General features: G+C 55.5%; 14 protein-coding genes. 5 read left to right on the top strand and 9 right to left on the bottom strand.

What is annotated here, in order from left to right; translation table 11 throughout:
• The first annotated feature begins 98 nt into the window (after positions 1-98).
• Positions 99-1,412, top strand: a complete 1,314-nt coding sequence (locus M9Q49_RS12375; RefSeq protein WP_254509055.1) for a replication-associated recombination protein A — start codon at positions 99-101, stop codon at positions 1,410-1,412.
• 203 nt (positions 1,413-1,615) lie between these two features.
• Positions 1,616-2,083: a nucleotidyl transferase AbiEii/AbiGii toxin family protein gene (locus M9Q49_RS12370; protein ID WP_254509054.1), complete on the top strand. Its 468-nt coding sequence runs from the start codon at positions 1,616-1,618 to the stop codon at positions 2,081-2,083.
• Here the strand turns inward: M9Q49_RS12370 and M9Q49_RS12365 are convergent, their stop codons facing one another.
• The 4 genes from M9Q49_RS12365 to M9Q49_RS12350 form a co-directional block, all read right to left on the bottom strand.
• Positions 2,084-3,319 carry a DUF6340 family protein gene (locus M9Q49_RS12365; protein ID WP_254509053.1) on the bottom strand — a complete coding sequence of 412 codons (1,236 nt, stop codon included), beginning with the start codon at positions 3,317-3,319 and terminating at the stop codon, positions 2,084-2,086.
• Positions 3,320-3,332: 13 nt separating this feature from the next.
• Positions 3,333-3,719, bottom strand: coding sequence for a hypothetical protein (locus M9Q49_RS12360; protein ID WP_254509052.1), 387 nt, complete (start codon positions 3,717-3,719; stop codon positions 3,333-3,335).
• Positions 3,720-3,911: 192 nt separating this feature from the next.
• The gene (locus M9Q49_RS12355; RefSeq protein WP_254509051.1) at positions 3,912-4,247 is read right to left on the bottom strand and encodes a hypothetical protein; all 336 of its coding nucleotides are present in this window, start codon (positions 4,245-4,247) and stop codon (positions 3,912-3,914) included.
• Positions 4,248-4,469: 222 nt separating this feature from the next.
• The gene (locus tag M9Q49_RS12350) at positions 4,470-4,619 is read right to left on the bottom strand and encodes a hypothetical protein (RefSeq protein ID WP_254509050.1); all 150 of its coding nucleotides are present in this window, start codon (positions 4,617-4,619) and stop codon (positions 4,470-4,472) included.
• 12 nt (positions 4,620-4,631) lie between these two features.
• Here M9Q49_RS12350 and M9Q49_RS12345 point away from each other — a divergent pair, with 12 nt between their 5' ends.
• Positions 4,632-5,177 carry a hypothetical protein gene (locus tag M9Q49_RS12345; protein WP_254509049.1) on the top strand — a complete coding sequence of 182 codons (546 nt, stop codon included), beginning with the start codon at positions 4,632-4,634 and terminating at the stop codon, positions 5,175-5,177.
• Between the two features lie 12 nt (positions 5,178-5,189).
• Here the strand turns inward: M9Q49_RS12345 and M9Q49_RS12340 are convergent, their stop codons facing one another.
• On the bottom strand, positions 5,190-6,365 hold the full coding sequence (locus tag M9Q49_RS12340) for a M14-type cytosolic carboxypeptidase (protein ID WP_254509048.1): 1,176 nt from the start codon (positions 6,363-6,365) through the stop codon (positions 5,190-5,192).
• 721 nt (positions 6,366-7,086) lie between these two features.
• On the opposite strand from M9Q49_RS12340, the gene M9Q49_RS12335 reads away from it, so the two are divergent.
• Positions 7,087-8,151 (top strand): integrase core domain-containing protein, encoded by a 1,065-nt coding sequence (locus tag M9Q49_RS12335; RefSeq protein WP_254509047.1) that lies wholly within the window; start codon positions 7,087-7,089, stop codon positions 8,149-8,151.
• Between the two features lie 556 nt (positions 8,152-8,707).
• On the opposite strand, the gene M9Q49_RS12330 is transcribed toward M9Q49_RS12335, so the two are convergent.
• From M9Q49_RS12330 to M9Q49_RS12315, 4 genes are all read right to left on the bottom strand, one after another.
• Positions 8,708-9,247: a DUF6602 domain-containing protein gene (locus tag M9Q49_RS12330; RefSeq protein WP_254509046.1), complete on the bottom strand. Its 540-nt coding sequence runs from the start codon at positions 9,245-9,247 to the stop codon at positions 8,708-8,710.
• A gap of 36 nt (positions 9,248-9,283) precedes the next feature.
• Positions 9,284-10,924 carry a caspase family protein gene (locus M9Q49_RS12325; RefSeq protein WP_254509045.1) on the bottom strand — a complete coding sequence of 547 codons (1,641 nt, stop codon included), beginning with the start codon at positions 10,922-10,924 and terminating at the stop codon, positions 9,284-9,286.
• Between the two features lie 96 nt (positions 10,925-11,020).
• A complete protein-coding gene (locus tag M9Q49_RS12320; RefSeq protein WP_254509044.1) occupies positions 11,021-11,392 on the bottom strand; it encodes a hypothetical protein in 372 nt (123 codons plus the stop codon).
• 79 nt (positions 11,393-11,471) lie between these two features.
• Positions 11,472-11,753, bottom strand: a complete 282-nt coding sequence (locus M9Q49_RS12315; protein ID WP_254509043.1) for a hypothetical protein — start codon at positions 11,751-11,753, stop codon at positions 11,472-11,474.
• A 142-nt stretch (positions 11,754-11,895) separates the two neighbouring features.
• On the opposite strand from M9Q49_RS12315, the gene M9Q49_RS12310 reads away from it, so the two are divergent.
• Positions 11,896-12,717: a hypothetical protein gene (locus tag M9Q49_RS12310; RefSeq protein WP_254509042.1), complete on the top strand. Its 822-nt coding sequence runs from the start codon at positions 11,896-11,898 to the stop codon at positions 12,715-12,717.
• The last annotated feature ends 109 nt before the right edge of the window (positions 12,718-12,826 follow it).

The following is a 12,826-nucleotide window of genomic DNA, read 5'->3' as shown; positions in this document are numbered from 1 at the left end:
TGCGGGAAGGGCAAAAAAGCAAGAGCTTCCTGACGCAGAACCTCCGAGTACTGACGAGAGATCACCCCAAGCGCGCACTCGCGCGGTATGCTCAAGCCATGAATCTCTTCGCAAAAGCAGAAGGCGAAAACCTTCGCCAGGCCCAGCCGCTCGCTGCCCGCATGCGGCCGCAACGACTGGATGAATTTACCGGGCAACAGCATTTTCTCGGCGAGGGAAAACTGCTCCGACGGCTGCTGAAAGCCGATCGGTTGAGCTCCGTCATCTTTTATGGACCGCCTGGCACCGGCAAGACAACGCTCGCCCGTCTACTCGCCACGGCGAGTCGGAAGAAATTCAAGCAACTGAGCGCGATCACCAGCGGCGTTAAAGAACTGCGCGAAGTTCTCGAAGCGGCCCGCGACGAATTGACCAGCGGCGGTCTGCGCACGCTCCTCTTCATCGACGAAATCCACCGCTTCAATAAATCTCAGCAAGACGCGCTGCTGCCGGATGTCGAGGAAGGTGTCGTTACACTCGTCGGCGCGACAACCAGCAATCCATTCTTCGCGGTGAATGGCGCTCTCGTCAGCCGAAGCCAGGTCTTTCAATTTCAGCCGTTGTCGATCGAGGACATTACCGGTTTGTTGAAGCGGGCTTTGGCGGATAAGAGTCGCGGCCTCGGCAATATTCCGGTCGACATCGACGACGACGCGCTGCTGTTTCTCGCCGAGACGAGCGACGGCGATGCCCGCCGCGCGCTGAACGCGCTCGAGGTCGGCGTGCTCTCGAGCAATGATCGGCCGGTGAAGTTCACGCGCGAGCTGGCCGCTGAATCGGTGCAGCGAAAAGCGATTCAATACGATGCGACCGGCGACGAACATTACGATTCGATCAGCGCGCTGATCAAGAGCATCCGCGGTAGCGATCCCGATGCTGGTTTATATTGGCTCGCGCGCATGTTGGAAGCCGGCGAGGACATTCGATTCCTTTGTCGCCGCCTGGTGATTCTCGCCAGCGAAGACGTTGGCAATGCTGATCCCGCCGCGCTGCCGCTGGCCGTCGCGGCGATGCAGGCCTGCGAATTCATCGGCCTGCCGGAAGCTCAGTTGCCCCTTGCGCAATGCGTGGCCTATCTCGCTTGTGCGCCTAAATCCAATGCAGCCACGGTCGCCATTGGCGAAGCCCGCACTGATGTGCGCGAGCAGCGCATCCTGCCGGTCCCCGTCCAGCTTCGCGACAAGCACTACTATGGCGCCGAGCGTCTCGGCCATGGCGAAGGCTACGTCTATTCGCACGACGTTGAAGGTGGTGTTGCAGCGCAGGATTACCTGGGCGTCGAGCGCGAATATTACCGGCCGGTGGATCGCGGCTTTGAAGCCGAGTTGCAAGAACGGCTGACGGCGATCAGAGCGAAGTTGCGCGGCCAGTAATCACTGCAAAGTCGTCCGAACGGTGAGGTATAATAGAGCTATGACCACAGACCGCTCTAACTGGCCGGTGAGGAAAATGACGCTCGAAGAGCAGCGGGCGGAGCAATTCCCCGAAGACCTAAGTGCCACGACGACGCCGGAAGAACGGATTGCCATGATGTGGCAATTGGCCGTTAACGCCTGGACGATGCGAGGACAAACGCATGAACTCGAACTTCCGCGACATGCTCTTTATGCTCGCCGACGAGAATGCTGACTTCATGATCGTTGGCGCCTATGCGTTGGCGTTCCACGGTATCCCGCGCGCAACCGGCGACTTTGATCTGTTCCTTCGCGGCACTCCTGAAAATGCAGAACGTGTCTGGCGAGCGCTGGTGAAATTCAAAGCACCGCTAAACCAGATCACAAAGCAAGACCTCAGCTATCCCCGATGGGGACTGACCTTCGGCATCGAGCCATCGCGAATCGATCTGATGACTGATATCAGTGGCGTTGATTTCGACGCGGCGTGGAACAATCGGATATTCACGATGATCGAAGAACGGCTTTTTCCAGTGATGGGCCTTGTCGACTTGCTCGCCAACAAGCGGGCAGCAGGGCGCCCCAAAGACGTTTACGACGTCATGCTGTTGGAAAATAAAATCAAAGAGGCTAACCGTAAGGCAGACTGACTACCGCTGCGGTTGAGTATGTGCCGCCGGCATTACCGGTTGCGGCGGCGGATATCCCGGCTGCTGCATCATCACCTGAGGCGGCATTTGCTGTTGTGGCGGTGGCCCAACCATTGGTTGTTGCGCGAACTGTTGCTGCGGTGGTGGTCCCGCCAATGGCTGTTGCGCGATTTGTTGTTGCGGCTGTATTGGCTGACGTGCTGCAATCATCGTTGGTCGTGATTGAGCCTGAGCCATCGCGGCTTGAAATTTCCGCTGATCGATTTCGAGCTTCGCCTTGTATTTCTGATAGTCGACGGCAGAGTATTGCTTGATCGCCTTGTCGAGATGCTCTTGCGCGGCGGGGTAGTCCTGACGTACTTCCGCGGCGAGGGCCAGGTTGTAGTGAGCGACATGGCTTTGCGGATTTTCGCGAACAGCCGCTTGCCATTGCTGTTCGGCTTCTTGCCATTTGCCTTTGGCGGCTAGTTTGTTGCCTTCACGGATCTGCCCCATTCCCTTGCCGTAATACGTTCGCGCTAGGGCGATTTCCTGCTGACGATAATGCGGCGCGATCATCCGTTCGGTGTCCTGAGCACACTCTCGGAGCAGCTTTGTGAGAATCGCTTCGCGTCCCGGAAGTTCGCCGTTGCCATTCACACGTTTGCCATTGAAGGCATGGGAGAATTGCCGCGCACCTTTGAGTTGTCCGGTGCGAACGTCGATCAGTTTGATCGCGAGCGATACCGATGCTTCGCGCGTGAGGGTCTGCGTGCTGTCGAGACCAAAGCCCAAAGAGCCGCTCTTGGTTTTGTCGGTCGTACTACTGCTGCCGCCGATGTCGATGCGGTGATCGGTTTGCAAATCATCGGCAACGTTGTAGCTGACGACTTGGCCGCAGAGGAGCACATCGACATTCAACATGCGCGCCGCTTCGAGCGCTGCCGTCATGTCGGGCGAACCATCGGGCCGTAGCACCGGTCGCACGCGGGCGAGCTCCGCCTGATCGACTAGTTGGTAGTACTTGTTTTCGAATAGCTGGTTCTGCAGCGCGCTGCGAGCGATCTTGCCGCTTTGCTGCTCGCCTTCGAAATCCATGATGGCCAGACGCTCGATGCCCTGGATGTCGAGTTCGGCCGGATGCCAGACCATGTAATGCGCACGGGGTGCGCATCCGGCAAACGCCGCGCACAAGAGCGCGACGGCGAAGAAAACAGCCGAGTTCGGCCAGGCACGAAAGAGCATATTCGTGGTCATCCGGGCTGCTGATTTACTGATTCGGCAGATAGTTGCGTACCGGCCGCATCCGCGGCGTCGAGATCATGCCCGGCGCGGGTTGCGGCATTGGAGCTGGGGCTGCATCAGGTCCAGGTGCGTCTGGATCGAAGTTTTGAATCGCTGGTTCTTGATCGGCTTGCGTCGGTTGACCGTTGGCTGGATCGACCGAGTCGCTCGCCTGCTTGTAGCCCGCCGGTTCAAAAACGCTGCCCACGCGGCCCGTAGTCGGATTGTCGCGAACCCACGCGCCGCCGGTGTAACCAAAGTGATAGTCGTAGGGCGCACAGCAGATTCGGCAGCCGCTGGCGCTAGCGAACAAAGTCGCGGCCAACAATGAGGCGCGGAATAATGTCGGACGAGAAAGCGTGCCGTGTCGCATGTGGGTCATCCTTGACCTGCTATCGATTGCTGACCTGGTTCAACCAGGGCCGCGGATAGCGCGTAAAAACACTATCCGCTGTGTTCCACATTCGGCACACGCCGGCCGTGCGCTTTAGAGAGACTTTGCCGGCGGGGAAGAATTTGCCGTGTGAATTGGCTGCGAGTAAGTCGGAAGCGTCTGTGTAAACACTTACGCTAGCTCATTCGGCAGTTGCATCTCTTGCCGATCGGCTGGCGGCTGAGTGCGGCGGCGGGGTTTGCGGTTCGATTTGGCCGACGACCATTCTTTCGTCAGCGATTCGAACACTTCAGGCGTTTCGTAGCGGATGACCGTCTTGCCGTCGGGCATCGGTCCAATCAAGCCGCGAAACACCGGCAAACCGCGGAGGGCCAGGTCGGTGCTGCAGTCGTCGATGCCGATCTGAGTGTGCGTTTGCAGCAGCTGATCAGCGTTCGGATAGTCGCGAATACGCAAAGTGCCGTCGGTGCCACGAGTAACGACCCGAACGGTGTTTTTCAGAGCCATGGTGTTGATCCTGCTGTCTTCGCCGACCGGTAAATCGCCGGTACGGCTAGTGAGGAACCGCCACAAACCGCCACACGCTCCACGGGCCGGAACAGAGTCCGGTAAATCGCAGCGACGTGTGACGCGTGGCGAGTACCTGCTATCTATCGGCCAGCTATCGCTGCCAGCGCTGGATTGCTGGCTGTGGCTGCATGGTGTGAGCGACCGGCATATCCGGAAAGGTCACAGCCCGACTGAAGTCGCGTGCCAGCGGCGTGCCGCCTGCGCAAACATCAATTCGACGGCATGACGCAAATGCAACCTGCGGCGGTCGGCGGAGCCGGTTGCCGTGGCAGAAACGCCGATGATTTTTCTAGTCGCCCATTCGTTCATGGGAAAGAACCGATGCAAATCAGCGTAACTCCGTCGAGCTATGGCAACGTCCAATCCACTGGCCGAGCCAATTCGTTTGCTCAAGTGAAAAAAGACTTCGAAGCCCTGGGTAGTGCTCTGGAATCAGGAGATTTAGAGCAAGCACAAGAGGCATTCGCGCAGCTTCAAAAAGACGCGCCGGCGCCGAATGGCAAAAATAATCCGCTCAGCGACAAGATCGAGAGCCTCGGCCAAGCGCTGGATTCAGGAGATCTCGAGTCGGCACAGGATGCCTACGAGGATATTGAGAAGACCATTGCCCAAGGACCACCACGCCGAGGCGCGGGCGGACCACCACCAGGAGAAGCAGGCGGCCCGGGGCGAGGAGGCGGCGGCGGCGGCTCGAAGTCGGATGGCGACTACGACAAACGAGATACGAATAAGGATGGCACCGTCTCGGCGCAGGAAGCGCTGCTGTACGAAATCACGCACGCCGCCAAACAGGACGACACCAGTAAAGCAACGGCCACGGTGACGACCAAGACTCCCACGCAGTCGACATTCGATGTCGAGGTTTAGAGTTGGATTTGCTCAAGGCTGTTGCAAGTAGAGATGAATCGCCTTGCCGAGCGCGCGGCCGTAGGCCTGATAACCTTCCTGCGTACTGTTCGGGGTGTTCCAACTTGTTTCGAGCGTGCAAGCCACGACATGATCGCGCGTGTTGTGCACAACCCACGTCTTGCTGATCTGTCGCCATAGCGGGTGATAGCCCGGGCCGCTCTCCTTGATATCTTTCGCCAGGCTCAGCTTCTCGGCGCCGAGGAATTTTTCCGCCGCCGCCAGCCATTCGCCTTGCTTCTTCGCGCGCTCCGGCGAAAGCAAGTTCGCCGGCACTGCGTAGAAGAATGGCTTCGAATCATCAGGCGCGGGATTGTGCAGATCGATGAAGAGGTTGAACTCGCCGGCCTCGTTCATTTCACTGATTCCCTTTTGCGCCGCAGCCACGGCAGTGAAGACCGGCTCGGCGCTCCAGTCGCGATTGTGATCGTGGGGCTTTTGATCCTTGCCACCCGCGCCGATCTCGACGTTGTCGATATCCATGATCGGCACGTAGACGATGCGAGTTGTTTCGCGCAGGGCTTTTGCCTCGGGATCGTCCGAAGCGATCCAGTCGACCATTCCCGCGCCAACCCAACTGCTCCCCGACTCCCACGCATGTTGGCGCGACTGTAGCCAAATGCCGCGCCGCTTCACGCCTTCCTTTGCCGGCGGATCCCATCGCAGCGCTGGTACAGGCCGATCGAACTTCGTTCGTGCAAGCTCAAACTTCGTCGCGCCAACGTTCTTCTTCACCGTTCGCTCGATCAGTTCCTCCGCATCACTCTTTTGAAACGGCGGTCCCCAAGCCAGCCAGATTTTCTCCTGGTCGAATTTCAGCTTGTACGTGACGGTTCCCTTGTCCGCTTTGCCAGGTGGCGTTTGCTTCCAGGTCTTGTTGTCGTAGCTCACGCCCGCCCACCGCGGCAAACCAAACACCATGCTCTTCACTGTGAGCGTGATCTCTTCGCCCGGAGTTACGCCGCTCAGTTGAAAATACCACCAACATTCCCAGCCGGTGTCTTTGTGTGGCGTGGGTTGGATGGTCAGACTCCGAGTTGCCTGGTCGAGCAACACGACCGTCCCCGAGCCACCGGGGAAATCGGTGTTCACCGTGAGATCGGCGCTCGTGAGAGAAAGGCAAATGCAAAGTGCGGCGTAAGTCGACATTGAGTTCTACCAATTCACCGATCGCAGTGTAGTCATCATGCTCCGCGTGGTGAGAATGCCACGTGAGTGTGCCGATGACTCATCGGATTGCGGTTCGGCCACAACGTAGCTTAAAGCGACTCGCTTCACAGCGCCCCGAAAATCTAAATCGACTGCTACAGGTTCAGGACATGGGTGGCGCTGTGGATCAGCGGAGCGAGTTTACGTTGCGGGCGGTGAAAGAGGTTGGGTAAAGACATGGTGTGCCAGATCGTGAAGTTGCGCATCCGACGTGGGGAGCGACGAAGCTCCGCGCGGTGCTCGCGCGAACCACGAGCGAGCCCGCACTCCCGTCGGAGAGCAGCTTCAAACGAATCCTGGATAAGGCGGCCTAGTGGTGCATCGCCTTCGGTTCCGTAGGTCTTTCACTTGGAAAATCGGATGATCAATCAGGCCAATGACTTGCGCTCATAACTATCAACGTGGCAACGATTTCCAAGCGATTTCAGTTCGGGGAGATCGGCGGTTATCGGGTTGCGGAACTGACTGAACGAACCCGAAATATCTGAATTCAGAAACGAGTTTTTGGCTCGTTGCCGCCTCGCTTCTGCGGCGACTTCACCCTGAATCCCATCCCGTCAGACGCCGAAAAAAAGGAGCAGAAAAATGCGTCGAAATTGGCAAGCAAGCGGTGTACAACGGATGTGCAACTCCCTGCCTTTATACGACTTTCGACAATACCATGACGGCCAAGATTTTCCACCCCTTGCTCGCTTTAATCGCCTCGGCCACGGATCGGGAATTGGCGAAGTACATCCAGTATCTCAAGGAAGAAAACAAGATTCTGCGGGCACGTATCCCTGGGCAAATTCACACTCGACCGGACGAGCGGCAAAGGCTGATAAAGTTCGGCAAGATGATCGGCAAGGCCATCGAAGAACTGATTACCATCGTGTCGCCTTCGACGTTTTATCGTTGGCTCCACCAGGAAGAGAAGAAGGGTGAAAAGAAGAACCCGAAGGGTGGGCAACGCAAGCCGAGAGAAGTTCGAGAACTAGTGCTAGAGATTGCCCGAACCACGGGCTTCGGGTACACCCGCATCATCGGTGAGTTGAGAAAGCTGGGGATCAAGAAGATCAGCCGACAAACCATTCGCAACATCTTGAAGGAAGAAGGGATTGAGCCGGGGCCTGACCGCACTTCGGACACCTGGAATAACTTCCTCGAACGCCACGGCGCAACGCTGTGGGGCTGCGACTTCTTTTCGGTGAAGTCCGTCACGGCCCGTGGCATCGAAACCCTGTTCGTGCTGGTGTTTCTCTGCATCAAGTCAAGGGAAGTGATCTTCTCGAAGTCCACCACGAACCCGAACTCGGCGTGGGTCGTTGAACAGACGGAGACATTCCTCGATCAAACGATCAATCGTGACGAGAAACCGGCGATTGTGCTGCACGATCTGGATACGAAATTCACCAAGGAGTTCACTGCGAAGCTCAAGGAGAAAGGAGTACGGACCAACCCTTTGCCAAAAACCAGCCCGAATCTGAACGGCAGATGCGAGCGATTCATCGGCACAATCAAAATGGAATGTCTCCGCAAGTTCATCATTTTCGGCAGACGGCATTTGGATTTTCTCGTGAGCGAATTCTGCGAGTACTACAACAAGTACCGCTCGCACTCGGAACGAGAAAACCTGCCACCAATTCGAGAGCAGCCACCAGAAGTTGAGACGTTAACGATGGAACAACTGGAAGTGAAATCGTATGTGGGCGGATTGGTGAAGTCGTTTGAACGAAAGGCGGCGTGAAACGCCGCCCGCTCCAATTTGTGACGATGGAGTTCTGGTTGAAAAAGTGCCAGCCAACTCAATACTCCTCAGGCTGCAAAATCGTCGTCGCTTCTCGCCAGCCCAGATCGTCAGCAGCCTCGGTGATGATCCAAATCTTCGCTCCAAGCCTCGTTCGGTGGGCCGTGAGGAGTCGGCGGGAATTAATGTGACGCCGACATCGGGGGTACATGGCTGCCGATAGGCATCGTGTTTCGGCGACGTTTTTGAGCCTTCCGTTATTTGCCACTATCGCAGCGTGACACACCGAAACCAGTCAACGGCTTCACTCACGCCTTCACTTGTTCCGTCTCAAAATTGAAAGTGTAAAGCGGCTCGCCGTGTGGTCGAAAGAATCTCATTGGGTTCTTCCGCTCGACTCTCTCAACTGCGGTCGCAAGAAAGTGAGCGAGTGCAGCATTGTGCGATCCTTTTGACTGCGACTGCCACACGTCAATCTCGTTCGCCATGTAATCCCGTTGCTCAGTACTTGTCGGCGGTGTCTCTTCGTACTTGCCGAATACACTTCGGCCATTTCTCAATGCGAAGTTCCCCGAGATCGAGCCAACAAACGTCGGCATCGAGAATAAGCCGTGATTTTGGTCGCCGCTCGGCGTGTAGCTCCTGTATTCCCGAAAGTACTTGTGAATGCGATTCGGAAACGACTTCCTGGGAAGCGTTCCGGCCATCGCAACAACGGCGGCAAAAAGCCAGTCAATACCGAGGTGCGCATCGATATTGTTGGCTGCTCAATCACGAAGTCTTGCATCCGATAGATCGGGCTGTAGTCAATGCAATCGTGAATGAGCAAGTCAATTTCCGGGCAGTGCGACTTCGTGCGTGGCGAATGACCAAACACGTACCCCTTATCAATCGCAAATCGCTGCGGAAGGAGATTCCGCAGCGATTGCTTGATTAGGTTTTCGCAGAGCGTGCCGGGATGGGTCCAATCGGTATCGGTGCCGAGTAAGTGATTGATGTCGTTAAATTGCGCCAACATCACCCGAGCTTGCGAATCGAAGAAAGCACTGATTCCCTCTGCTGGGTCTATGATCTTCGTGGCCTTCCTTTTAGCCATTGCGGCGGACTCCGTTTCGGCGAACGATTGCCTCGATCAGGCTTCGAGTTCTTCGACATCCACAGTGATCGTTTGCTCCGGCAGTTGAACCCTTGCTCCGACTATTTCATGTACTGCCGCCAGGGCGACGTTCTCGAACTCACGCATCAAATCAGCGATTGCATCTTCCTGCTCTTCCTGATCCTTTAGTCCCACAGTAAATGTTTTCCAGCGAGTTGTGCTATCCGGTATACGCTCGTTCCAGGTCCGTTCTTTCATTCTGACAGTCGAATAAAACACTTGCAGATCGGATTTTGTAAAGGCAATAGCAATGTGGCAACTAAACCAAGGAATGTTCTCGTACTTGTTTTCCAGGTTAAGCGTGGCACCGCACTGTAAGTCCTCCAGTGTCAGCGTATAGCCGATTGGAATATCCTTGTGGCGGGTTACGACCTTCTTCTCATGCGTCTCACTCGAAGGATGGAGAGCGGACGTAACTGCTCTCATTACTCTTGAATGAACCGTAAAAAGACCGACCGGCTCATCATCATCATCTTCCTTCGGAACCCAAACCGTCTCCTGATATGCCTCCTTCGAGTACTTTACGTCGATAAGGAAGTCATTGAACTCGTCGAGCCATTTCGCAACTGCCTGCATATTCGGTATGTAAGTAAATGTTACATGGTGACTCATGCTAAAATTGAAGAGCTTCTGAGTCGCAGGAACAAGCAGGCCCTTGTTGAACATCGACCAAAACTGCTTAACCGCCGCAACGGCCTCTTCCTGATTGCAGTATCGTTCAGAGTCTTTTTTCACAAGCGCCTCGATGTAGTCCGCCTTCTGATCTTCGGTCCAGTCTGGGGGGGCTGCTACGTTGTGCGTTGGCCTAATCGGGACCACCAACGACTCCGCTTCGATCTTGCCAGAATTTCCGGCAGAAGTCAGTGGGGGCGGATTCAGCAATTGCCCAATCGTAATTCGCAGATCAGGAGAAATGTCGCAGAACACATGCGTGAAGTTCGCCTGATTGACGAACATCGGGGTCTGCTTTGGTGAACTCGCCCGGAATGCGTCCGAGATGTAGTCGACGACATGCTTGTACAAGATTGACTGCTGAGGATGTTTTTCCACAGCCTCGCCGAATGAGCGGGTGAAGTAACTTATGTGATGGTCAGCCCACGAAGACTCCTCGCTACGTGAGGAAAACATAAAATACAGTTGCTCAAACCGCTGCTTCGTCGCCTCAAATGACTTGCTCACAATTTCGTCATTCTTGATGTACGACACTGCTGAATGACAGGCATCTATGACCTTGACGGCGAGCTTTGGCTTCAGAGATCGCAACTGCGAGTCTAGGTCGGTGTGTGATAGCGTTGTTTGATTGAGCTTTGCGTTAGTGTAGTCAGCGAACAGGAAGTAAAAGTCATCACCTTCCGTCATCCCATGTCCTGTGTAATAGAAGAACAACTCGCCGATGGGAACGCCGCTTAGCGATGAGATGAAGCTCGCCAGCCGGTTCTTTACGCTCGAACCAGTTGCATCCGATTCGATGAACACGGTTTGATGAAACTTCCCAGAGCGCTCGATGATCTGCCGCATTACTGCGAGGTCATTCTTGCATCCTGGGAGAGGCTTTTGATGTTGGTAGTCGCTAACCGAAATTAAGATTGCGACGTTCGTGGGAGAAGGCTCGGTCATCGAGTTGCCTGGGCAGCAGCGACAGTTGGAAACGCAATGACCGCAATCTACTGTCTCAAGACGCCAGCGACAACAACCGCATTTGCATGGATTTTGTTACCCGTTCCCCGTCCGCTGCCCCATGATCTTCGCAATGGCTTCCAGCGTCTTCCGGGCCGCTTCTAACGAGCCACAGGCCGTTAACAGCGATCCCGCTGATTCGATTGCCACGAGACCATTATCAACGATGCTTCCGCCGAGTGGTGCGATGCTCGCCAATTTCGGCTTGGGACCACGCTTGCCCGGTTTCTTCCCCGCCTTCTTCTTAGCGTTCGACTTCGTGGTGGAAACGAACTGCGGCGAGACGGGATAGCCTTGAGCGGTGATAAAGTCCGCAACCTCTTTCGGTGACTTGTCGGGGAACTCAGCGATATACGCACGAATGAGTTCGGACTTGTTGACTTTGTTGGCGGATTTCTTCTTAGCCATGTGCTGCAAAACTCCAATGATGCTTCCGGTAAACCAATTCTTAATGCTAGTTGCTGACTCCTGATACGACAACCAAACCCTAGTACTCCTCCGGCAATAGAATCGTCGTCGCCTCTCGCCGGCCCTGATCATCGGCAGCCTCGGTGATGATCCAAATCTTGGTCCCGAGCTTCGTCCGGTACGCCGAGAGTAGTCGGCTGCCGTCTTTCAGGGATTCGTCGTTAGCCAACTTGTCTTCGTCGCAAACTTCTCCCCAGTCCCTCGATTGGTGACGGGCCAGGAACTGCGCCGGGCCTTGCCCGGCTTGTTCCAAGGCAGCCAGTGCGCCGGGCGTTGCGAGGGTTTGACCAAGACTGAACATGCGACTTTCTCCGAGGCGGGTTGACCGTTGAAACCAACAGTTTGGCGACACCCGTCGGAACGAAAGCGAAAGCGGCAGAGAGCGGTTAGCTCGGAGTCCCAGAGCGTTTTTTCCTATTTGGGAATTCGGGATTATTTAATGGGTGACGATTTCTGAAACGGTGAGCGATCAACCGAAGAAAGGCACTTCGTTGCCGTTGATTCTTGGCGGAGTTGCAATCTGCGTTGTACTTCTGCCGTGTATGTGCGGCCTGTTGGCCGCAATTGTTGATGGGGATGGCAATGGCGGAGGAGGTACCGGGAACGGAGCCAATACGGGTAGAAGATCAAACTCCAAGGGCAAATACGCCCCCGGCCCCACCTTGACCGCTGATTTCCTCCCTTTCAAACCGGGCGCTGAAGTCGATGTTCGGTGGTCTGGCGAGGAATATACGCAATACCGGTCATCGTATGTCTTCAAGGATAGCAACACTTGTCAAATACGAAATCCCGAGGAATGGAAAGAAGGGACTGAGGCATATCGGAAACGTACCGGTGAAAGTTGGTTCTTGCAGAAGAAGGCAACGCCGGGCGTTTTCGGCGAAATCAAACGCAAGGTACAAGATGGCTACGTAATAATTACCGACGAGAATGGTGAGACGTACAGGCCGATTAAGATTGGAGCGAAGCCCGGAGACAGATGGACTTACGAAGCAAGAGGACTTCGGCGCAACTACTCCTACTCGGAGTACAAGGAGTGGGACGATTATCTGACCGATCAGCCCACTGATGCAGCGATCATTGAAGAGACGGAGTATCGACTTGGCAAACTCACATTGAAACGACTTTGGATTCTGCAACCGCACATCGGAGTGCATTCGATCAACGAAAGTGATCCAGTTTCAGACAGAACAACCAAGTCAATTTGGACAACTCCCAATTTGCTGCATGAACGAACCGCAGCAGAACAAGTGTATTTCGACTGACGATTGCTGGTAATCGCTCGTCGGCTAAGAAGCGAAAGCGACCGAAGGCGGCTAGCCAGGAGTCCCCGGTCACATTTGAGCGATTGGGAAATCGGGATTATTTAATCGG

Origin of the sequence: Anatilimnocola floriformis (genome assembly GCF_024256385.1) — a bacterium.
Classification (GTDB): domain Bacteria; phylum Planctomycetota; class Planctomycetia; order Pirellulales; family Pirellulaceae; genus Anatilimnocola; species Anatilimnocola floriformis.
This window is presented reverse-complemented; position numbering and strand designations above follow the sequence as displayed.

Coding starts and splice junctions, on each gene's coding strand:
- M9Q49_RS12370 (WP_254509054.1), top strand. CDS start 1,616: ATGAACTCGAACTTCCGCGACATGCTCTTTATGCTCGCCGACGAGAAT.
- M9Q49_RS12325 (WP_254509045.1), bottom strand. CDS start 10,924: ATGACCGAGCCTTCTCCCACGAACGTCGCAATCTTAATTTCGGTTAGC.
- M9Q49_RS12335 (WP_254509047.1), top strand. CDS start 7,087: ATGACGGCCAAGATTTTCCACCCCTTGCTCGCTTTAATCGCCTCGGCC.
- M9Q49_RS12330 (WP_254509046.1), bottom strand. CDS start 9,247: ATGGCTAAAAGGAAGGCCACGAAGATCATAGACCCAGCAGAGGGAATC.
- M9Q49_RS12365 (WP_254509053.1), bottom strand. CDS start 3,319: ATGACCACGAATATGCTCTTTCGTGCCTGGCCGAACTCGGCTGTTTTC.
- M9Q49_RS12375 (WP_254509055.1), top strand. CDS start 99: ATGAATCTCTTCGCAAAAGCAGAAGGCGAAAACCTTCGCCAGGCCCAG.
- M9Q49_RS12340 (WP_254509048.1), bottom strand. CDS start 6,365: ATGTCGACTTACGCCGCACTTTGCATTTGCCTTTCTCTCACGAGCGCC.
- M9Q49_RS12350 (WP_254509050.1), bottom strand. CDS start 4,619: ATGAACGAATGGGCGACTAGAAAAATCATCGGCGTTTCTGCCACGGCA.
- M9Q49_RS12320 (WP_254509044.1), bottom strand. CDS start 11,392: ATGGCTAAGAAGAAATCCGCCAACAAAGTCAACAAGTCCGAACTCATT.
- M9Q49_RS12360 (WP_254509052.1), bottom strand. CDS start 3,719: ATGCGACACGGCACGCTTTCTCGTCCGACATTATTCCGCGCCTCATTG.
- M9Q49_RS12345 (WP_254509049.1), top strand. CDS start 4,632: ATGCAAATCAGCGTAACTCCGTCGAGCTATGGCAACGTCCAATCCACT.
- M9Q49_RS12315 (WP_254509043.1), bottom strand. CDS start 11,753: ATGTTCAGTCTTGGTCAAACCCTCGCAACGCCCGGCGCACTGGCTGCC.
- M9Q49_RS12355 (WP_254509051.1), bottom strand. CDS start 4,247: ATGGCTCTGAAAAACACCGTTCGGGTCGTTACTCGTGGCACCGACGGC.